Below are 20,416 nucleotides of genomic sequence, written 5' to 3'. Positions count from 1 at the left end.
GCAGAGTCGGAAATGCACGCGCTGTTCATCCTCAACGATCCGCCCTACGGCACGGAGCGCGTCTATAACGGCCTGCGCCTCGCCGCCGGCATCCTCAAGCAGGATGCGGGAAACCGGGTCACCGTGTTCCTCATGGCGGATGCGGTCGCCGCCGCGAAGGCGGGCCAGAAGACGCCGGACGGCTATTACAATGCGGAGCGCATGCTGAAGCGGGTCCTAGCCGGCAATGGCGAGGTGCTTCTGTGCGGCACCTGCATGGACGCCCGGGGCCTCTGCGATGCCGATGTGACGCCGGGCGCGCGGCGCAGCACCATGGATGAACTCTCGGCCGTCACTGTTTCGGCCGACAAGGTCCTGGTGTTCTGATGACCGCACCCGCCATTGCGCAGGCGATGCCGCGAAGCCGCATGATCCGGCAGGTCGCGCTGCTCTCCGCCGCGCAGGCGCTGTTCCAGACGGCATCGGTCATGGTGATGACGGTGGCCGGCCTCGCCGGCGCCGCCATCACCCCCGCGCCGGAACTCGCCACGCTGCCGGTGGCGGCCATGTTCCTCGGGACGGCGATCGGTATCGCCCCGGCATCCCTGTGGATGGCACGCGTGGGGCGAAGGATCGGCTTCGTGGCGGGCGCCGTGCTGGGAACCCTCGGCGGCCTCCTGGGGGCGCTCGGAATCTTTTATGCCTCGCTGCCGCTGCTCTGCCTCGGGACCGGCCTCGTCGGCGCCTACCAGGCCTTCGCGCAATTCTATCGCTTTGCCGCAGCGGAGGTGGCCACCGATGCCTTTCGCCCCCGCGCCATCTCCTTCGTTCTTGCGGGCGGGGTGGTGGCCGCCATCGCCGGACCTATCCTCGGGCGCTTCGGTGGCCCCTTGCTGTCGGCTGACTATGCCGGCTCGCTCCTGATCCTCGCCGTGGTTTCGTTGCTGGCGGCGGGTCTCCTGCAGGGCGTGGACGTGCCGCGGCCCGCGCAGAGCGCATCGAGCGGCGGGCGACCGCTGGGCGCGATCATCCGGCAGCCCGGCTATCTCGTGGCCCTGTTCGGCGCGGCCACGGGCTATGGCGTGATGATCCTCGCCATGACCGCGACCCCGCTCGCCATGCTGCACCATCAGCACGACCTTTCGGCCGCGGCGACGGTGATCCAGCTGCATGTGCTGGGCATGTTCCTGCCGTCCTTCTTCACCGGCGCGCTCATCTCCCGCTTCGGGGTGCTCAAGGTGATGCTGGCCGGCGCGTTCCTGCTGGCGGGCCATGTTCTGATCGCCCTATCGGGCACGCAATTCCTCGCCTTCGCCTCTGCGCTCGTTCTGCTGGGCGTGGGCTGGAACTTCCTGTTCATCGGCGGCACCACGCTGCTCACACGATGCTACGCGCCGGAGGAACGCGCGCGGGCGCAGGCGGCCAACGACCTCGTGATCTTCATCGTCGGGGTGGCGACCTCGCTCGGCGCCGGCGCCATGCTTCATCTTCTTGGCTGGCAGATCATGAACGCCGTGCTGCTGCCGTGGCTCGCCCTCGCGGTCCTCGCCCTCGTCTGGCTCGGCTGGCGCGAGCGGCGGGGCTAGGTGCATTGCGTCATCTGCAGACCACATAGGCCTGACGTCTGAGACAAATCGCGGCAAACCGGGCCACGTTCAGCTACATTCCAACCGCCGATTTCGACTCGGGACCTGAACCTTCCGCGAGGACCAGCCGTCCAGAGGCCTGCAGGTCGCCGAAGATACACTTCCGCAGTGCCCGCGGGTCCGTCCTCTCGAGGCTGGGGAGCCACCGCTGGCGCAAGCCGGTTGGCCTGGCACGTGCTTCATCCGACACGTGCCGCGTATCACTCGATGCTGCGGGCAATATGCTCCCTCGTCGGAGCCGCGGGCGCTAGAAAATCTCAGTCAGAGCCAGATGAAAAAACGGAGTGCACGTCGTCGCGTGCGCCACCCACCCGGGCGCAATCGATACCACTTGGCCTGAAGCTGGGAAAATTCCTGGGTATAGCTATGGTCCATTCTGGTGATGTTGGCGACGTGTAATGATGAATCTGAATTTTTGCCAGACGTTGACGCTCATCACCACAGTGCATCGAAAGGAAAACGCTGCAGAGAGACGATCAAGGCTGCGAACAGAGCGAAGGAGATGCTCGAAGCACAGATTTCGTAGGTCTCAAGGCCGATCTGCCCGACAAGCGCCCGCCTCACCCGTGCCGACGACAAAATCGCATGCGCGAGCAAAAAAATCAGGGATGTAACGAGAAGTTCCATCTGCGATCCCTCAAGACCCAGAACAAAGGCGACAGATATAAACCACTCATCAATCGCTCATCGATCGTCGTTGGGCCTGGAGTATCCGGCCCCTTGCCCCCCGATCTCGTGAATGATCCCCCCAAGGAGATCCTCAGCTTCGGCCTGCTCAAAATCCGCATGGAAGCGCTTCTTCACGCCAAGCCGCGTCAGTTCGTACTCGACCGTGGGCCGAAGACCATGACGCGCCAAAGTCTTCTGAACGCACCTCAGCCCGCAGCCATCGATCGCCACGATTGAACGCCCGGCCTTCGCGATGCGGACCAGCGAAGGGATATCGCCGCCGAGCCCTGCGATGCATGACATTTCCGCATGACCCAGACGATCCAGGCGAACGGCTAGATAATTGGCGAGCTGCGCCGCGCTCGAACATCCGGAGCACGAATAAACCAATGGCAGGCTCTCAGATGGCGGCGCCTTCGTGTCCATCCCGGAAACCCGTCTTCAAGAATTGCACCGCAACGACGTCGTTGACATGTGGCCTGAACGCCTACTCATGAAAGCGCCATCTTCGGTCGCGTTCGTTGTTCCAACGCAAACAGATCAAGTGCGGGGCAACCCCTCAATCTTCAGCGAGCTTGCGTTTTGTCACGCAGGACGCGCCGCTGCCCCGTTAGGCTTTTCAATGAGACCAGCGAAGACGGCATGCGCCGCCGAGACCAAGCGGCGGAGAGCATGCCGGACTGCCTGGCGAGACTGGCTGGCGCGGAACGACGCGCTTTCACGGAGACTGAAAGCAAATGGCGCCCCGTCCCGGTCTCAAGACCTATCATGGCCATCCGTTCCTGTCTTATGGATTTCGTCCTTTGTTCCTGCTTGCCGCGCTCCAGGCGGGGCTGGCCATCCTGGTCTGGCTTCCCTTCGTCGCCGGCATAATCAACGTGCCCACGGCTTTCGCTCCAGTGGACTGGCACGTCCATGAAATGCTGTTCGGCTACCAGGCCGCGGCCATCGGCGGCTTCCTCCTCACGGCCATTCCGAACTGGACGGGCCGTCTACCCGTCCTCGGCACGCCGCTTCTTGTGCTGGTCCTGGCATGGCTTGGCGGGCGCCTCGCCGTTTCCTCCTCCGCCTGGATCGGATGGGAGCTGGCCATGGTGGGGGATGCGCTTTTTTTGCTGCTGCTCGCGGGCGCGGCCATCCGCGAGATCGTGGCCGGCCGGAACTGGCGCAACCTCAAGGTCGTCGCAATTCTTTGTCTGCTCTGCACGACGAATGTCGCCTTCCATGTCGAGGCGCATCTGGCCGGCGAGGGGGTCTATGCGCGGCGGCTCGCGATCGCCACAATCCTCATGCTCGTGGCGCTGATCGGCGGCCGCGTCATCCCGAGCTTCACCAACAACTGGCTCGCCCCGCGCGGCGGCGGGCGCCTGCCCGTTCCGTTCGACACCTACGACAAGGCGGTGCTGGTGATGACCGGCCTTGCGCTGACGCTTTGGGTCGTGCGTCCGGACTCCGGCGCAAGCGGACTGGCGCTCGCGGGCTGCGCAGTGCTGCACCTGCTGCGCCTCGCGCGTTGGGCCGGCGACCGCACGTGGCGTAATCCCCTCCTGGTTATCCTGCATGTCGCCTATCTCTTCGTTCCGCTGGGGTTCGCGCTTTCGGCCGCGGCCAGCTTCGGGCTGGCGCCGGCGGGGGCCGGGCTCCATGCCTGGACCGCGGGCGCCTTCGGCACCTTGACGCTCGCCGTCATGTCGCGGGCGAGCCTCGGCCATACGGGGCGGGCGCTGATCGCGGGCCGGGTGACGCAGGCCTGCTACCTGCTCGTCGTCGTCGGCAGCCTCGCACGCATCGCATCCGCCTTGGACGCCGGGCCGCCTCTATTGCTGGACGCGGCCGGCCTGTGCTGGTCGTTCGGCTTCATCGGCTTCGCGATCGCCTATTGGGGCGTCTTCACGGGCCCCAAGGTCGCCCAGAAGGCGCCAAGCACGGCGCGCCGCGCCTGATGCGCCGCGGACACGCCCGTGGGCTGCTCAGCCCTCCCGGCCGTCCGCGAGGTGCGCCAGGCCGGCCATGTCGCGGACGAGCAGCTTCTGCCGCCCGCCTTCCACGAGGCCTTTCGCCTCCCAGGCGCTGAGGATGCGCGAGACGGTGTGGAGCGTGGTCCCGGTCATTTCCGCGATGTCCCGGCGGGAGATGGGGAAGTCGATGCGCAGGCCGTCCTCCTCACGCGTACCAGCGTGCGTGGCCAGGCGCAGCACCGCATGGGCGACGCGCCGCTCCACCTCTTCGGTGGACATCTCGCGGATGCGGGTGTGGGCCTCGTCCAGCCGCTGGCCGATGGTGCGGATCGCGTTCATGGCAAGATGCGGATTGTCCTCCACGAAGCGGTCCCAGGACTCCGTCGGCCAGGCGGCGACGAGACTGTCCACCGCCGCGCTCGCCGTGCCGGGGTAATCCGGCCGGCTCAAGGCGCGTGCGAAGCCGAAGAGATCGCCAGGATGTACCACGCGGACGATGATCTGCTGGCCGTCGCGGGTCACCTGCGTGACCTTGAGGCGGCCGTGCAGCAGCAGGTAGAAGGATCGTGCGGCCTCGCCCTGCTCGAACACGGCGTCTCCCTGAGGGACGCGCCGGACGCTCGCCTGCTGGGTCAGCCGGTCGAGCTGCGTGTCGGTCATGGCGGCAAAGAGCGGGACGCCGCGCAGGATGCTGCGATCGATTCCCACGTCGTTGGTGATCCTTGCGCACGGAGAGAAGCAGGACGCCGGAAGGCGCCGGCGGATAAGACCGCATTGTCGATGCGCATTCAAGGCTGTGCACCGCTCTGTCCCTCCGGTCGGAACGCGGCTTAACTCCGCACTGTCGCAGCGACGCCCGTTCAGGCTGAGCATCCCCGCGGAGCGGGGCGCGCTCCGGAAAATCGGCGGTCACGCGCTGCGGATCATGTCCGGTGTCCAGGCGGGCTCGTAGGTGAGTTCGACCCCGACCGCGGTGACACCGTCCACCCCGGCGAGGGCTGCCTCGACCATTTCCCGCAATATGCCGGCGAGCGGGCAGCCTCGGGTGGTGGTCGTCATGAGGACGTGGACGGAACCGGCAGGCGAGACCTCCAGTGCGTAGATGAGGCCCAGTTCCATTAAACTGAGGCCCATTTCGGGGTCCATCACCGTGGTCAACGCCGCGCGCACCCGCGCCTCGAGGAGCGCCGTCATTCCCGCGGGCTCCCGCCCCGGCGCACAAGCAGGCGGTAGGTGCCGCCCTGGGCCTCGAAGTTTCCGGCCCATTCATGGGCGCGCGTGGTCAGTTCGGGGAACAGAAAGACCGGCTCGCGCGCCAGCAGTGCGAACAGGACGTCGCCGGGCTGCAAGTCCTCCAGGGCCTCCAGGATCCGGATCATCGGCTCGGGCGGATCGAGTTCCCGCAGGTCCAGCGCCTCGATCGGGTCGGCCCACGCGGCAGCGGCGGGGCTGGAGCCCACGGCCAGCGCCTCGTCTGTCCGGACTTCGGCATGCGGCGAGAACAACACCTCCCAGTCCCCGTCGCCGAGTGCGTGGTCGGCGGCCGCATATCCCCGCCGGGCCATGACCGAAAACAGCGGCACCGGCCGGAAGGAGGCGACGAGGCGCAGGCTCTGGCCCGGCGCCAGCGCATCCACAGCCGCCATGATCACCTCGAACGGCTCCTGGCCCGCTTTCAGCAGAGGACGCACGTCCAGTTCTCTAGGGTTCGGCTCAGGGCCTTCGGTCGAGCTGGTGGGTGGTCGTGATAGGGGCATCATCTGTTCTCCGTGGGGGGCGAGGCGGAAGCAAGATGCGGGTGCGGGCATCGACCGGGGGCCGGAGCGAAGGCTCGACGTCACAAAGGCGCCTGACGCGGACGAGTTCAACCGCGAGCCCCGCCGTGCCTGCTAGGCAAGCAAGGATCGCGAGCCGGAACGAGCCCGCCGCGCCAATGGCGAGCGCGAGCGTGCCGGCCACGACCCCCGCGAAATGAAGGGCGAGCCAGATGGCGGTTCGCGGCATGGCAACGAGAGCGCCCACCTGCGGCACCCTGCGCCGGCCGATCTGCCCGCCATAGGCCTCCAGCCAGGTCATGAACGAGACGATCTTGACGAGTTGAGCCAGGGTCAGGCCGGAAAGCCAGCCGAACACCAGCAGGAAGACCAATGCAGCCACCACGCGCTCGCTCGCGCCGAAGAGCACGGCCGGCGGCAGCAGCGCCGCGCCGATCCCCAGCGCCGCCACGGCGCCGATGCTCGCGCGCATGTTGATCTCCAGTCCCTTGCGATGGCGCACGCGGTAGAGCATGACCACGTCGCGGCCGTGCAGCAGGGCGGCCAGCGCCAAGGCGCCGACGGCCGCTGCCTCCACCAGGTCGCCGGGATCGAGGCCGGCGCCGAGAGCGGCGAGGCCGGCGCCGGCGGCAAGCAAGGCGATGGCCCCGCAGGCGAGCACGGCCGCCATGCGCCGGCGCGGCGGGTCTGGCGACAGCAGAAACATGGCGAACAGGCGATAGCCGACGCCGAAGGCCGTCAGCCCGAGCCAGCCCCCGAGCCCGAGCAGGGCATGAAATCGTGTGCCTTCGGGCAGAAGGCTGGCGGCCGCAAGCCAATCGGCGCGACCCGCGAAGATCGCTGCGAATGCGGTTCCGCTCGCGAGCGCCGCCATCAGGGACGCGAGCCCGACCGCGACGAACCGGCCGAAAGGCTGCACGAGCCCCGCCCCGCCCATGGTCCCGGCCAGCATCAGGGCCAGCACCGTGAAGCCGGCGGTGATCAGAAGTCCCGCCACCGGCATCAAGTCAAGCGTCCAGTCGGTCCAGCCGGCCAGGACGGAAAAGCCGGCAACCAGGGCGGCGAGGCCAACGACGATGGTCACAAGGACCGGCAGCGCGAGCGGCGCAAAAGCGAGAGGCCGCGAGACCAGCACCGGCACGAACTGGAGCAGGGCGCCCGACATGGCGAGGCTGAGCCAGCCGATGACGACAAGATGAACCACCACCAGGCTCTCGGGTGCCGCGAGATCCGTGGCAGGATAGCCAATGCCCGCAACCATCAAACCTTCGGCGCCCGCCAGCAGAGTCAGCGCAACGGCGAAGAAGGTCATGGTCCAGTGGGAATGCGCGGCGAGCGGCATGGCGCCCTTCTCCCGAAGATCCCGAAGACCGCCTCAATGGCCGCCGCAGGTGCAGGACGGTCCAGGCGGCAGGTCGCCTGCGTCCCCGCAGGCCGATCCGGAGCTGGCAGCGCCCACGCGGCCGATCTCGATCTGCCAGATGTCTGGTCCCTGCTCGGCATAGGTCCAGGAGAAAGCTGCGCCATGGACCGCCTCCATCTGGAGCCGCAGGGGCAACGGATCGTGGCCGTTGACGATACGCACCGCCTCCCCCGGCTTCAGCTGGTCGAGTATCGACAGGATCGTCGCATGCCGAATTCTGGCCGGAATCTCGCGAACGTCGATGGGGGCGGGAAGCAAGAGTGTCATGGCGGGCTCGGATGTCGGCTGGAGAGGCCTGCCAGCCTAGTCGACCTGCAGCCCTCCAATTTGCGGAATCTCAAGCAGTCGGACGGTTTGCGGTGCAGCGGGAAAACCATCGCGGAATGAGCCGTCTGCGGTCGGCGGCCTATTCGCCTGAAGTCGGAGAGCCGCCCGGTTCGAGCGGCGCGATCAGCCGGCTCAGGGCGCCGCTCCGGTTCGCGACGTCGGAAAGGCTGTATTGATCCAGCACGGCAAAGAATGCCGACATGGCCTCGTGCAGCGCCGACGACAGGCCGCACGCGCCACACAGCACGCAGTTCCGGCAATCGACGACTTCGGTTCCGCTTTCCGTGTGGCGAACGACCGCGCCCACATTGATGAGCGACGGATCTCGCGCGAGGCGGTAGCCGCCCTGCCGCCCCCGAGCGCTCGTCACGTACCCCGCCTTGGCGAGGGCGGCGAGGACCTTCATGAGATGGTTGTGGGAAATAGCGTAGCGCTGCGCAATGTCCGCGATCGAGCATGATCTGTCGGGGTACGCCGCGAGGTGCAGCAGCACGCGCATCGCATAGTCGGAATAAAGGGTCAGTCGCATGGGTTGTCCAATCGGCGCTATGCGGACACAAAAATCCAGTATATTAAATACTCGATTTCTGGAGTCCCTTCCATGGCCGAACAATCTGCTTCTTCCGCAAGCGTCGGCGAGGCGTCGACAATACGGGCCTTCTTGGTCGAGCGCCGTATCCGAGAGAGCGATCTCATCACGTCGTTCGTTCTCCGGCCGCTCGACGGCGGCCCGCCCCTGCCGCACGAGGCCGGACAGCACCTCTCGCTGTTCGTGGATATCCCTGCGGTGGGACGGCAGAAGCGCAACTACACCATTTCGTCCGCCCCGAACGGCCGCTCCTACCGCATCTCGGTGAAGCGGGAGCCGGGAGGCACGGTCTCCCGATGGCTGCACGACCATGCCGAGCCGGGAACGCGAGTCGAGGTCGGCGCGCCGGGCGGAAGCTTTGTTGTCGGCGCCGAAACCAAGCGTCCGACGGTCCTGCTCAGCGCCGGTGTGGGACAGACCCCGATGGTGGCGATGATCGAAGCGGTGGCCGCCACTGGATGCAAGGTCCCGGTGCACTTCATCCATTGCGCCCGCAACGGCGGGGCGCACGCATTCGGCGCCCATGTTCGCGAGACCGCCGCGGCAGGCAGCGCAATCGCGGCGACCTTCTTCTATACCCAACCGGGGCCTGACGATGCGGCACAGGGTCGTTTCGACATCGAGGGCCGGGTCTCGATCGACTGGGTCGCGGCGCACACCCCGGTGCACGATGCCGACTATTTCATCTGCGGGCCGCTCCCCTTCCTGAAGACCTTCGTCGGCGGCCTTGCGCGTCTCGGCGTGTCGCCGGACCGGCTGCATTATGAGTTCTTCGGTCCGGTGGACGATCTCTTCGAGGAGGACAGTGGCGAACAAGGCGCCCCGCCAAGCCCCCCTAAGGCGCCGCTCGGTCGAATGTCGCAGATCGCCGCCGGCTTCACCCGCGCCCAAATCGGTGACACGCTCATCGACAGCGCTGCGGATGCCGTGGTCGTATCCGACGCCCAGGGCGCAATCGTGCTCTGGAACCCCGGAGCGGAACGCATTTTTGGCTTCTCCGAGCAGGAGGCCCTCGGCCAGTCGCTCGACATCATCATTCCCGAGCCGTTCCGTGCGCGCCATTGGGACGGATATCGGGAAACCGTGGCCTCCGGGCAGAGCCGCTACGGAGCCGGCGATCTTCTTGCGGTGCCCGGGCTGAGGCGCGACGGCCGGCGCATCTCCATCGAGTTCACCATCGCCCTAATCAAGGACCAGAGCGCGAAGGTGATCGGCATGGCCGCCACCATCCGCGATGTGAGCGCCCGGTTCGAAGAGACGAAGGCGCTCAAGAAGAAGGTCGCGGAACTGGAAGCAAGGGGGGCGTGAGGTCGGCGCGGTGTGGGGCGTGGCTTGGGGCGGCCCGCCGGGCATCACTGCGCGCGGACCGGCTCCGCCCCTGCCGTCGCATGCACATATCCGTCGATGAGGGGGCCCGGCAACGCCATGGCTCGAAGGGCCGCAATGGCGTCGGCTGCGCTCGCCCGCCCGCCAAGACGCTCCTGGAAAATCTCTCCTACCGCGACCATGTCGATGGCATGCGGCGACAGGCGCAGCCATCGGCTTCCATTGGCATTCGCCTCAGCGCGGTCCGGGCAATAGACTTGCACGCCGTGCGAGAGCGTTTGTATCCCGTTTACGGCAAGGAACGGCTGCCGGTCCAAAGTCAGAGCATCCAGCCCGTCCCTCTGTCGTCCGTCCGGCGCGCGGATACTGATGTCAGAAGAAGAGCAACCCATGCGCGCCGGCACCGGCGCCGAGGATTGTCAGCGTAGACACGAGCAGCAGCACCAGATGGAGCCGCATCGCGCGCGTCAAAAGGGCATCAGGCGTCCGGCGGGCGGCGGCGGCGATGCGCCGGCCCAGGAGCGGCTCCACCACGAACACCACCGCCATGAAGAGGGTCCAGACCGCCACCATGGCGGTCATCCACCAGAAGGCGGGATCGGCGAAGCGGTCCCACAGGTCGAGGCCATGGGTCATCCAGAAGCCGGTGGCGCCGGCGATGGGGATGGAGATGCGCACCTGCGCGGCAAAGCGGTGCTCGATGCGCTCGAACAGGTCCACGCCGGCCGTGCCCGCCCGGCGGGCCAGGGGCAGGATGACAAGCGTCACGAACGACACGCCGCCGATCCAGTGGACGATGGCCAGCAGGTGCAGCGCCCGGGCGAGGATAGTGTCATCCATGGAGGGACCGCCTCAACCGCCCAGCGCCGACATGTGGCGGGCGAGCGCGGGCGCGCCACCGCGATCGATGACGAAATCGTGCCCCCGCGGCTTGGCGCGGATGGCCCCGGCTATGGCCGCGTGCAGTGGGCCGTCCTCCGGGCTTGCGCGCAGCGGTGTCTTCAGGTCGCAGGCATCCTCCTGCCCCAGGCAGGTGTGCAGCACGCCGGTGGCGCTCACCCGCACCCGGTTGCAGCTCTCGCAGAAGGAATGGCTCATGGGCGTGATGAAGCCGATGCGCCCGCCCGTGCTCCCGACCCGGGCGTAGCGCGCCGGGCCGCCGGTGCGCTCCGCCGTGTCCGTGAGTTCGAGGCGGGTCTCGATCAGCGCCCGCAGCCGGTCGAGCGGCAGATACTGGTCGATGCGGTCGGCGCCCACGTCGCCCAGCGGCATGGTCTCGATGAAGGTGAGGTCCATGCCGTTGCCATGGGCGAAGCCGACGAGGTCGAACACCTCGTGCTCGGTGAGACCGGCCAGCGCGACGGCGTTCAGCTTCACCTTCAGTCCAGCCTCCAGCGCGGCGCGGATGCCGTCCATCACCTGGCCCAGCGTGCCGCGCCGGGTGATGGCGCGGAAGCGGGCGGGATCGAGGGTGTCGAGGGAGACGTTGAGGCGCTTCACGCCGCACCGGGCGAGCGCGTCGGCGTGGCGGGACAGCTGGGTGCCGTTGGTGGTGAGCGTCAGCTCCTTCAGCGCGCCGCAGGAGAGATGGCGCGACAGGGCGCCGAACAGGTCCATGATGCCTTTGCGCACCAGCGGTTCGCCGCCAGTGATGCGCAGCTTGGTGACGCCCATGCCGATGAAGACGCTGGCGAGGCGGTCCAGCTCCTCGATGGAGAGCACCTGGTCGCGCGGCAGGAAGGTCATGTCCTCCGCCATGCAATAGACGCAACGCAGGTCGCAGCGGTCGGTCACCGACAGACGCAGATAGGTGATGCGGCGGCCGAACAGGTCCACCATGGCGCAGGGAGCCGGAGACGGGTGCATGTTCAGCTCTCCTCCATGCCAGCCGGCGCGACGGCAGTAACGGCGGGGAAGGCGCCGCAAGTGCAGGCATCGCCGCAGGCCGGCAGTTCAGCAGCGTTCAGGTCGGCCACGTCCAGCTCCAGGAAGGCGGCGATGGCGTGGAGCCGTGCGGCGGACATGGGTTCCTGCGGGGCCGCAAGCAGGGTGTCCAGGGGGCGCAAGGCGGCAAGCTCGGCGCAGGACGAAAGGGTGGTGCCGAGGTCGCGCAGCAGCCCGTCGCCGATGCCGTAGATCCAGCCGTGGACGGTCACGTCCAGGCCGCGCGTCCAGGCCGATTTCAGCACGGGAGTGGCGGCGAGGCGGCGGATCTGCAGTTCCACGTTCAGCTCGCACATGCGGTCGAGCCGCCTTTCCGCGAGGCCCGGCGCATCGAGCGCCCGGCGGTGGCGCGCATGAAGTTCCACGATGGGCGCAAGCCAGTGGTCCACCAGGCCGCCGTCCACCGCGCCGTCCGCATGTTCAAGGGCGCGCCGCACGCCGCCGCAGCCGTAATGGCCGCAGACGATGACATGGCGCACCCGCAGCACTTCCACTGCATATTCCAGCACCGCCAGCATGTTCATGTCGCTGGAATGGATCACGTTGGCGATGTTGCGGTGAACAAAGATCTCGCCCGGGTCGAGGCCCACCACGTCGTTGGCCGGCACCCGGCTGTCGGAGCAGCCGACCCAGAGGAAGCGGGGTGCCTGCTGCTCGGCGAGGCGACGGAAGAAGGTGGGGTCCTGCGCGCTCTTGGCATGGGCCCAGGCGAGATTGTTGTCGAACAACTCGTCGAGCACGGCGCCGGACAAGCTGCGCGCCCGGCTTGCGGGATCAGGGCGCTCCATCGGCGCCTCCCGGGTGCGCCTCATTCGCGTGGCCGCCGCAGCCGCCGGTGCCGCCGCACCCGCAGCCGGCCTCCTGCGGCGCGGCGGCGGTGGCATCGGCCTTCAGGGCCCACTCCATCATGGCCCTCAGACAGGTGGCGGCGGGGTCCGTGCCCTTTTCCAGCGCGGTCATGAGGGCGAGCCAGTCCTCGTCCGAAGCCCCATTGCTGAAGCGGGCGCAGGCAGCGGAGGCATAGTCCGCCGCGCACTCGCCGAAGGGGGCGCCGGCCGCCTCTGCCCGCGCCGCGAGGGTCACGTCGCCGAGGGAGAACAGGATCTCCTCGGCGAACCGCCCGTCCTGGAGTTGCTTAAGGAGGGTTCCGAGCAGCATCTGCGCCTCCTATTGCACCAAGGGCGAGGCCGCCCCGTCCATGGCCACGCCGCGGATCTGCGCGCGCCCGACCAGGAGGCTCAGGTACTGGCGCACGGCGATGTGCCAGGCGGTCAGCTCCAGGTGCCCGGCGATGACCGGCTCGACCGCCTCGAACGGCAGATCGCGCCCGTCGATGCGGTGGGCGAGGTGCACGATGTGGAAGCCGTAGCGCGTCTCCACCGGCTCGGGATGCACCATGCCGGGCGCCATCGCCGCGAGCGCCGCCTCGAACTCGGCCACCGTCTGCCCCCGACCGATCTGGCCGAGGCTGCCGCCCACCTCGCGGGAGGGGCAGGCGGAATGCGCGCGAGCCATCGCCTCGAACGCGGCTTCGCCCGAAAGGATCTGCGCGAGCAGCGCCTGCGCCGTCGCGCGCGCCTCGGCCCTGCCCCCGGCATCGTCCGGGGCGGCGGGAATGAGGATGTGCGCCACCTCGAACAGGTCGTCGGTGCGGAAGCTGGAGCGGTGGCGCTCGAAATGGCGGCGGCAGGTGGCGGTGTCCGCCGTCGGCACCTTCACTTCCTGCTCCAGCAGGGCGCGGATGGTCGACTCCTCGTCGGTCTCGCGCGACCCGTCCGGGTGGGCGGCGGGCAGGGCGGCGATGTCGAGGCCGTCGGCCTCGGCCAGCAGCAGTTCGCGCACCACCAGAGCGCGGGCGGCGGCGTGCCAGGCCTGCGCCGGCGTGGTGGCATGGTGGTTCTGGATCTCCCGCGCGATCTCGGCGCGGGAGATGATGACGCCATTGACCGAAACTTCGTCGGGTCGCGTGGCGCGGGCGGCGGCGGGGGCGACATCCTGTGTCATGGCGCTCACTCCGCCGGGCTGCGGGCCGCCGGCCGCACCGCGGCGATCGGGGCACGCGCGACCATGGGCGCCTCGGCGCGGCGCGGCAGGCGGGTGCGCACCACCTGGTAGCCGGTCCGGCCGAGATACCAGACCGGCGCGCTCCACACGTGCACGAGGCGGGTAAAGGGGAAGACCAGGAAGATGGTCATGCCCAGCACCAGATGCGCCTTGAATACGAGGCTGACGTCCGCCACGTAAGCGGCGGCCGAGGGCTGGAGGGTGAGGATGCCCTGCGCCCAATTCATGAACTTCACCATCTCGTGCCCGTCCATGTGCTGGAGCGAGATGAAGATCGTGGAGAGCCCGAGCGTCAGCTGTACCCACAAAAGGAGCAGGATGGCGGTGTCGCCGAAGCTGGAATTCGCCCGGATGCGCGGATCGAACAACCGGCGATGCGCCAGAAGCGCGATGCCGATGAAGCACATCACCCCGGCGATGCCGCCCGCCGTGATGGCGAGCCCCTGCTTGAAGCTGTGAGACACACCCAGCGCATCGAACACCCAGATGGGGGTGAGCAGCCCGCCCGCATGGCCGATGAAGATGACCAGGATGCCCACGTGGAACAGGTTGGAGCCCCAGCGCAATTGCCGCTTGCGCAGCAATTGGGACGAGCCGGTCTTCCAGGTGTATTGCTCGCGGTCGAAGCGGATCAGGCTGCCGAGCAGGAACACGGTGAGGCAAAGATAAGGATACCAGCCGAACAGAGCGGCGTTGATGGCCTGGGACATGATCGCCCTCCCTCAAGCGACGGTGTGGCGCGCGTCGCGCTGGGCGGCACGCAACTGGGTTCTGAAGCGGTCCACGGAGCAGGCGCCCATACCCTCGCCGGGCCCGAAGGTGACCGCAGTCTCCTCCCAGGCCGCGTCGAGGGCGGCAAAGTCGTCCACCGGTTCATCCACCGCAGGTGCTGGGGATGGGGCGACCACCATCCCGTCGGCCGCCAGCGTCCGCAGCGCGGCGAATACGGCCGCATAGGCGGAGCCGCGCGACGCGAGCCGCTCCTCGAGGCTCGCGAGGATGTGGGCGATGTCGGCCATCAGCCCCCGCGCCTCGGTCAGGGGCCGGGTGGAGAGAAACTCCAGGAACAGGGGCAGATAGTCCGGCAGTTCGTTGGCGATGAGCACGAGCCCGCCCTTCTCATAGATGCCGGCGAGGTCCACCATGGCCTGCCCGCGATCGCGGCTTTCCCCGTGCACGTGCTCGAACAAATGCAGGGACAGGCGCCGGGTACGGTCAAACAGACCGACATAGGTTTCCTGCAGAGCGAACAGGTCCTCCTGCGCCAGTTCCGCGATGAGGGGGGCAAGGGCAGCGCGCTCCGGCGCTGCCACAAGGCCTTCCAGCGCGAGCACGTCGGCGATGGCCGGCGCGGCGGCCGCCAGGTCCTCGCTGGGATAGGCGAGGAGGGCCGACAGCGCCTTGAAGGTCAGGTTCGGGGACGCGCTCGCCATCACTCCACCTCCATCGGGGTGCGGGCCTTCTTCGCGGAAGGACTGCCGAACAGGTTGAGATCGCTGTCGCCGCCGGAGCAGCCGTTGCCGAAGGAGAAGCCGCAGGACCCGCGCAGATCGTAGGCGTCCTCGCTCCATTCGCGGTGGGCGGTGGGGATGACGAAGCGGTCCTCGTAATTGGCGATGGCCATCACCTGGTACATGTCATCGATGGCCGCGCCCGTGAGGCCGACCCTGGTGGCAATGGCCTCGTCGATGCGCCCGTCCACGGTCTTGGCGCGCATATAGGCCCTCATGGCCAGCATGCGCTCCAGCGCCAGGGCGACCGGCTCCTCATTGCCGGCCGTGAGCAGGTTCGCAAGATACTTCAGCGGGATGCGCAGGGAGCGCACGTCCGGCATCTCGCCGTCGAGCCCCATCTTGCCGGACGCGGCGGCATTCTGGATGGGCGAGAGCGGCGGCACGTACCACACCATGGGCAAAGTGCGGTATTCGGGATGGAGCGGGAAGGCTACCTTCCACTCCATGGCCATCTTCCAGACGGGCGAATGGCGCGCCGCCTCAAGCCACGCGTCGGGCACGCCGTCGGCGCGGGCCTGGGCGATGACCGCGGGGTCCTTGGGGTCGAGGAAGAGGTCGAGCTGGGCCTGGTAGAGCTTCGTCTCGTCCTCGACGCTGGCCGCTTCCTCGATGCGGTCGGCGTCATAGAGCAGCACGCCGAGATAGCGGATGCGCCCGACGCAGGTTTCCGAGCAGACGGTAGGCTGGCCCGCCTCGATGCGCGGATAGCAGAAGATGCACTTCTCCGACTTTCCCGAAGACCAGTTGTAATAGATCTTCTTGTAGGGGCAGCCGGACACGCACATGCGCCAGCCCCGGCACTTGTCCTGATCGATGAGGACGATGCCGTCCTCCTCCCTTTTGTAGATGGCGCCGGAGGGGCAGGCCGCCGCGCAGGTGGGATTCAGGCAATGCTCGCACAGGCGCGGCAGGTACATCATGAAGGTGTTTTCAAACTGGCCGTAGATGTCGGCCTGGATGCCCTCGAAGTTCGCGTCCTTCCGGCGCTTCTCGAATTCGCCGCCGAGGATCTCCTCCCAGTTCGGCCCCCATTCGATCTTCTCCATCCGCTCGCCTGAAATCAGCGAGCGCGGGCGCGCGGTTGGGAACGCCTTGGATTCCTTCGCCGTGTGCAGGTGCTCGTAGTCGAAGGTGAAGGGCTCGTAGTAATCGTCGATCTCGGGCAGGTCGGGATTGGCGAAGATGTTGGCGAGGATGCGCCATTTCGCGCCCATCCTCGGCTCGATCTTGCCGTTCGCCTTGCGGCGCCAGCCGCCGTTCCACTTCTTCTGGTTCTCCCACTCGCGGGGATAGCCGACGCCGGGCTTGGTCTCCACATTGTTGAACCAGGCGTATTCGACACCCTGGCGGCTGGTCCACACATTCTTGCAGGTGACCGAGCAGGTGTGACACCCGATGCACTTGTCGAGGTTGAGAACCATGGCGATCTGGGCACGGATCTTCATTGGGCCATCTCCTTCGCCGGGGTGGTCGAAAGGGGCTCTTCCAGCCAGTCGACCTTGTTCATCTTGCGGATGACGACAAACTCGTCGCGGTTCGATCCCACGGTGCCGTAATAGTTGAAGCCGTAGGCCAGCTGGGCATAGCCGCCGATCATGTGGGTCGGCTTCAGCACCGTGCGGGTGACCGAGTTGTGGATGCCGCCCCGGTTGCCGGTGAGCTCGGAGCCGGGCGTGTTCACGATCTTTTCCTGGGCGTGATACATCATCATCATGCCCGGCATGACGCGCTGGGAGACCACCGCGCGGGCGGTGAGCGCGCCGTTGGCGTTGAACACCTCCACCCAGTCGTTGTCGACGATGCCGGCACTGCGCGCGTCATCCTCCGACACCCACACCACCGGGCCGCCGCGGTTCAGCGTCAGCATCAGGAGGTTGTCGGTGTAGGTGGAGTGGATGCCCCACTTCTGGTGCGGCGTGATGAAGTTGAGGACGATCTCCTTGTGCCCGTTGGGCTGCGCGTCGCGGTGGCCGACAATGGTCTTCAGGTCCACCGGCGGCTTCCAGGTGACGAGGCCCTCGCCGAAGGCCCGCATCCACAGGTGGTCCTGGTAGAGCTGCTGGCGGCCCGAGAGCGTGCGCCACGGGATCAGTTCGTGCACGTTGGTGTAGCCGGCGCTGTAGCAGACCGTCTCGCTCTCGATGCCCGACCAGGTGGGCGAGGAGATGATCTTGCGCGGCTGGGCCTGCACGTCGCGGAAGCGGATCTTCTCGTCCTCCTTCGCCCGCGCCAGGTGGGCGTGCTCGCGCCCGGTGGCCTTGGAAAGGGCATCCCACGCCTTCACCGCCACCTCGCCATTGGTCTCCGGCGCCAGCATGAGGATGACCTCGGTGGCGTCGATGTCGGTCTCGATCTTCGGCAGGCCTTTGGCCGGGCCGTCGCGATGCACGCCGTTGAGGGCGCGCAACGCATCCACCTCGTGCCCGGTCTTCCAGCTGATGCCCTTGCCGCCGTTGCCGATGCTCTCCATCAGCGGGCCGAGAGCGGTGAAGCGGGCATAGGTAGCGGGATAGTCGCGCGTCACCACCGTGACCTGCGGCATGGTCTTGCCGGGAATGGGCTCCACTTCGCCCTTCTTCCAGTCCTTCACGTCCATGGCCTGCGCCAGCTCGCCCGCCGTATCGTGCAGGATGGGGGTTAGGACCGTGTCCTCCTCCACGCCCAGCACCTCGGGGGCCACCTGCGAGAAGGCCTTCGCGATGCCCTTGTAGATGTCCCAGTCGGAGCGGGCCTCCCACGCCGGGTCCACCGCCGCGGACAACGGATGGATAAAGGGATGCATGTCCGATGTATTGAGGTCGTTCTTCTCGTACCAGGTGGCAGTGGGCAGCACGATGTCCGAGTAGACGCAGGTGGTGGACATGCGGAAGTCCAGCGTCACCAGGAGATCGAGCTTTCCTTTCGGCGCCTCTTCATGCCAGACGACTTCCTTGGTGCGCACGGCGCCTTCTGCGCCGAGATCCTTGCCCATGACGCCGTTTTCGGTGCCGAGCAGGTGCTTCAGGAAATATTCATGCCCCTTGCCGGAAGAGCCGAGCAGGTTGGAGCGCCAGATGAACAGGTTGCGCGGCCAGTTGGCCGGGTCGTCCGGATCGTGGCAGGATAATTCCAGCGCGCCCGTCTTCAGGGCGGAAGCCACATAGTCCTTGACCTCCCGGCCCGCCGCCTTCGCCCGGCGGGCGATGTCCAGCGGGTTTTGCTTGAGCTGGGGCGCGGAGGGCAGCCAGCCCATGCGCTCGGCCTTCACGTTGTAGTCGATGAAGGTCTGGTTCCAGTCCCCCTCCGGTGCGGTGGGGGAGAGGATCTCGCCGGCGGTCAGGGTCTCGTAGCGCCACTGGTCCGTGTGGGCGTACCAGAAGGAGGTGGCGTTCTGCTGGCGTGGCGGGCGGCTCCAGTCGAGGCCGAAGGCCAAGGGCTGCCAGCCGGTCTGCGGGCGCAGCTTCTCCTGCCCTACATAATGCGACCAGCCGCCGCCGGACTGGCCGACGCAACCGCAGAACACCAGGAGGTTGATCACCCCCCGGTAGCTCATGTCCATGTGGTACCAATGGTTCATGGCGGCGCCGATGATCACCATGGAGCGGCCGTTGGTCTTCTCCGCATTGGTGGCGAACTCGCGCGCCACGGTGACGATGGCCCCGCGCTTCACCCCGGTGATGCGCTCCGCCCAGGCGGGGGTGAAGGGCACGTCGTCATCATAGGAGGCTGCGACGTGATCGCCGCCGAAGCCGCGGTCGAGGCCGTAGTTCGCCATCATCAGGTCGTAGACGGTGGCGACCTTCATTTCGCTCCCGTCCGCGGCCGCCAGAGTGCGCACCGGCACGTTGCGGGTGAGGATCTCGCCGTGTTGGGTGGCGACGAAATGCTCGGTGGCGCGTCCGCCAAAATAGGGGAAGTCCACAGCGGCAACCTCGGCCCCCTCCCCGGCCAGTGAGAGCTTCAGGCGGATGTCGCGGCCCAGCCCGTCCTTCTCCTCCAGGTTCCACTTGGCCTGCTCGCCCCAGCGATGACCGATCGAGCCGAGCGGCGCGACAAGATCGCCGGATGCCTCGTCCAGCGCGACCGTCTTCCATTCAGGATTGTTGGCCTCGCCCAGCGCTCCCGGCAGGTCGGATGCGCGCAGCATCCGCTCGGCCACCAGATGCCCGTTCTGCTCCACCAAGCGGACCAGGAACGGCATGTCCGAGTAGCGCCGCAGGTAGTCGTCGAAATAGGGCACCTGCCGGTCGACGTGATATTCCTTGAGGATCACATGGCCCATGGCGAGGGCCAGCGCCGCGTCCGTGCCCTGCTTTGGGTTCAGCCAGATGTCGGCGAACTTGGTGGCTTCGGCATAATCGGGCGAGACCACGGCGCTCTTGGTGCCCTTGTAGCGCACCTCGGTGTAGAAATGGGCGTCCGGCGTGCGGGTCTGCGGTACGTTGGAGCCCCACACGATGATGAAGCCGGCATTGTACCAGTCGGCGCTTTCCGGCACGTCGGTCTGCTCGCCCCAGGTCTGGGGGGAGGCGGGCGGCAGGTCGCAATACCAGTCGTAGAACGACAGGCACACGCCGCCGATGAGCGAGAGATAGCGTGCTCCCGCCGCATAGGAGACCATGGACATGGCCGGGATGGGCGAGAAGCCCACCACCCGGTCCGGCCCGTGGGTGCGCACCGTATAGGCGTTGGCGGCGGCGATCATCTCGTTCACCTCGTCCCAGGTGGCGCGCACCAGGCCGCCATGGCCGCGGATGGAGGTGTAGGAGGCGCGTGCCTGCGGATCCTCCACGATGGAGGCCCAGGCCGCCACCGGCGAAAGCTTCGCCCGCGCGGCGCGCCACAGCTTCAGAAGCCGGCCGCGGATCATCGGATACTTCACCCGCGCGCCGGAATAGAGATACCAGCTGTAGGAGGCGCCGCGGGCGCAGCCGCGCGGCTCGTGATTGGGCAAATCGGGCCGCGTACGGGGATAGTCCGTCTGCTGGGTTTCCCAGGTGACGATGCCGCCCTTGACGTAGATCTTCCACGAGCAGGAGCCGGTGCAGTTTACGCCATGGGTGGAGCGCACGATCTTGTCGTGCTGCCAGCGCTTCCGGTAGCCGTCCTCCCACGAGCGGTCCTCGTGGGTGACGATGCCGTGGCCGTCGGAGAAAGTCTCCGTTTCGCGGCGGAAGAAGGTGAGACGGTCAAGGAAATGGGACATGTTCTTCCTGCCTCCCG

The 20,416-nt window shown here is 67.4% G+C and carries 21 protein-coding genes and 1 pseudogene; 4 read left to right on the top strand and 18 right to left on the bottom strand.

All coding sequences use genetic code 11. The features are described 5' to 3' along the window. Positions 1-12 precede the first annotated feature (12 nt). Both J2126_RS18125 and J2126_RS18120 read left to right on the top strand, forming a co-directional pair. Positions 13-366, top strand: coding sequence for a DsrE/DsrF/TusD sulfur relay family protein (locus J2126_RS18125; protein ID WP_209488250.1), 354 nt, complete (start codon positions 13-15; stop codon positions 364-366). Then, positions 366-1,565 carry an MFS transporter gene (locus J2126_RS18120; RefSeq protein WP_245327435.1) on the top strand — a complete coding sequence of 400 codons (1,200 nt, stop codon included), beginning with the start codon at positions 366-368 and terminating at the stop codon, positions 1,563-1,565. The genes J2126_RS18125 and J2126_RS18120 overlap by 1 nt, the downstream gene beginning before the upstream one ends. Before the next feature lie 495 nt (positions 1,566-2,060). On the opposite strand, the gene J2126_RS18115 is transcribed toward J2126_RS18120, so the two are convergent. Beyond that, complete coding sequence (locus tag J2126_RS18115; RefSeq protein ID WP_209488249.1) at positions 2,061-2,252, bottom strand: NnrU family protein; 192 nt, start codon at positions 2,250-2,252, stop codon at positions 2,061-2,063. A gap of 57 nt (positions 2,253-2,309) precedes the next feature. Further along, positions 2,310-2,720 carry a putative zinc-binding protein gene (locus J2126_RS18110; protein ID WP_209488248.1) on the bottom strand — a complete coding sequence of 137 codons (411 nt, stop codon included), beginning with the start codon at positions 2,718-2,720 and terminating at the stop codon, positions 2,310-2,312. 311 nt (positions 2,721-3,031) lie between these two features. Between J2126_RS18110 and J2126_RS18105 the strand changes: the two genes are divergently transcribed. Continuing rightward, positions 3,032-4,237, top strand: a complete 1,206-nt coding sequence (locus J2126_RS18105; RefSeq protein ID WP_209488247.1) for an NnrS family protein — start codon at positions 3,032-3,034, stop codon at positions 4,235-4,237. Positions 4,238-4,264: 27 nt separating this feature from the next. Here J2126_RS18105 and J2126_RS18100 read toward each other — a convergent pair whose 3' ends face one another. The 6 genes from J2126_RS18100 to J2126_RS18075 all read right to left on the bottom strand — a co-directional run bounded on the left by J2126_RS18100 (position 4,265) and on the right by J2126_RS18075 (position 8,306). After that, positions 4,265-4,912 (bottom strand): Crp/Fnr family transcriptional regulator, encoded by a 648-nt coding sequence (locus tag J2126_RS18100; RefSeq protein ID WP_209490308.1) that lies wholly within the window; start codon positions 4,910-4,912, stop codon positions 4,265-4,267. A gap of 249 nt (positions 4,913-5,161) precedes the next feature. Then, positions 5,162-5,446, bottom strand: a complete 285-nt coding sequence (locus J2126_RS18095; RefSeq protein ID WP_209488246.1) for a metal-sulfur cluster assembly factor — start codon at positions 5,444-5,446, stop codon at positions 5,162-5,164. Next, a complete protein-coding gene (locus tag J2126_RS18090; RefSeq protein ID WP_209490306.1) occupies positions 5,443-6,009 on the bottom strand; it encodes a DUF2249 domain-containing protein in 567 nt (188 codons plus the stop codon). Before J2126_RS18090 ends, J2126_RS18095 begins: the two co-directional genes overlap by 4 nt. After that, complete coding sequence (locus J2126_RS18085) at positions 5,966-7,369, bottom strand: hypothetical protein (RefSeq protein ID WP_209488245.1); 1,404 nt, start codon at positions 7,367-7,369, stop codon at positions 5,966-5,968. Before J2126_RS18085 ends, J2126_RS18090 begins: the two co-directional genes overlap by 44 nt. A 33-nt stretch (positions 7,370-7,402) precedes the next feature. Continuing rightward, positions 7,403-7,717 (bottom strand): DUF2249 domain-containing protein, encoded by a 315-nt coding sequence (locus J2126_RS18080; RefSeq protein WP_209488244.1) that lies wholly within the window; start codon positions 7,715-7,717, stop codon positions 7,403-7,405. 139 nt (positions 7,718-7,856) lie between these two features. Beyond that, positions 7,857-8,306 (bottom strand): RrF2 family transcriptional regulator, encoded by a 450-nt coding sequence (locus J2126_RS18075; RefSeq protein ID WP_209488243.1) that lies wholly within the window; start codon positions 8,304-8,306, stop codon positions 7,857-7,859. Positions 8,307-8,378: 72 nt separating this feature from the next. Between J2126_RS18075 and J2126_RS25830 the strand changes: the two genes are divergently transcribed. After that, positions 8,379-9,674: a PAS domain S-box protein gene (locus J2126_RS25830; protein WP_209488242.1), complete on the top strand. Its 1,296-nt coding sequence runs from the start codon at positions 8,379-8,381 to the stop codon at positions 9,672-9,674. Between the two features lie 44 nt (positions 9,675-9,718). Here J2126_RS25830 and J2126_RS18065 read toward each other — a convergent pair whose 3' ends face one another. The 10 genes and pseudogenes from J2126_RS18065 to J2126_RS18020 all read right to left on the bottom strand — a co-directional run bounded on the left by J2126_RS18065 (position 9,719) and on the right by J2126_RS18020 (position 20,399). Further along, positions 9,719-10,084, bottom strand: a complete 366-nt coding sequence (locus J2126_RS18065; RefSeq protein ID WP_209488241.1) for a hypothetical protein — start codon at positions 10,082-10,084, stop codon at positions 9,719-9,721. Beyond that, the gene (locus J2126_RS18060) at positions 10,065-10,532 is read right to left on the bottom strand and encodes a hypothetical protein (protein ID WP_209488240.1); all 468 of its coding nucleotides are present in this window, start codon (positions 10,530-10,532) and stop codon (positions 10,065-10,067) included. Before J2126_RS18060 ends, J2126_RS18065 begins: the two co-directional genes overlap by 20 nt. 12 nt (positions 10,533-10,544) lie before the next feature. Then, a complete protein-coding gene (gene moaA, locus J2126_RS18055) occupies positions 10,545-11,558 on the bottom strand; it encodes a GTP 3',8-cyclase MoaA (RefSeq protein WP_209488239.1) in 1,014 nt (337 codons plus the stop codon). Positions 11,559-11,743: 185 nt separating this feature from the next. Then, positions 11,744-12,424: pseudogene (locus J2126_RS18050) on the bottom strand (carbonic anhydrase); the annotation flags it as partial. Then, positions 12,411-12,794, bottom strand: coding sequence for a hypothetical protein (locus tag J2126_RS18045; RefSeq protein ID WP_209488237.1), 384 nt, complete (start codon positions 12,792-12,794; stop codon positions 12,411-12,413). The pseudogene J2126_RS18050 and the gene J2126_RS18045, both read right to left, overlap by 14 nt. 9 nt (positions 12,795-12,803) lie before the next feature. Beyond that, positions 12,804-13,640: a peptidylprolyl isomerase gene (locus J2126_RS18040; protein WP_209488236.1), complete on the bottom strand. Its 837-nt coding sequence runs from the start codon at positions 13,638-13,640 to the stop codon at positions 12,804-12,806. Between the two features lie 5 nt (positions 13,641-13,645). Continuing rightward, the gene (narI, locus tag J2126_RS18035) at positions 13,646-14,410 is read right to left on the bottom strand and encodes a respiratory nitrate reductase subunit gamma (protein ID WP_209488235.1); all 765 of its coding nucleotides are present in this window, start codon (positions 14,408-14,410) and stop codon (positions 13,646-13,648) included. Between the two features lie 12 nt (positions 14,411-14,422). Beyond that, entirely contained in the window at positions 14,423-15,133 is a 711-nt protein-coding gene (gene narJ, locus J2126_RS18030) for a nitrate reductase molybdenum cofactor assembly chaperone (RefSeq protein ID WP_209488234.1), read from the bottom strand. Then, positions 15,133-16,659, bottom strand: coding sequence for a nitrate reductase subunit beta (gene narH, locus J2126_RS18025; RefSeq protein WP_209488233.1), 1,527 nt, complete (start codon positions 16,657-16,659; stop codon positions 15,133-15,135). Before narH ends, narJ begins: the two co-directional genes overlap by 1 nt. Next, positions 16,656-20,399, bottom strand: coding sequence for a nitrate reductase subunit alpha (locus J2126_RS18020; RefSeq protein WP_209488232.1), 3,744 nt, complete (start codon positions 20,397-20,399; stop codon positions 16,656-16,658). The genes narH and J2126_RS18020 overlap by 4 nt, the downstream gene beginning before the upstream one ends. Positions 20,400-20,416 lie beyond the last annotated feature (17 nt).

This window comes from Xanthobacter flavus (assembly GCF_017875275.1).
Classification (GTDB): domain Bacteria; phylum Pseudomonadota; class Alphaproteobacteria; order Rhizobiales; family Xanthobacteraceae; genus Xanthobacter; species Xanthobacter flavus_A.
This window is presented reverse-complemented; position numbering and strand designations above follow the sequence as displayed.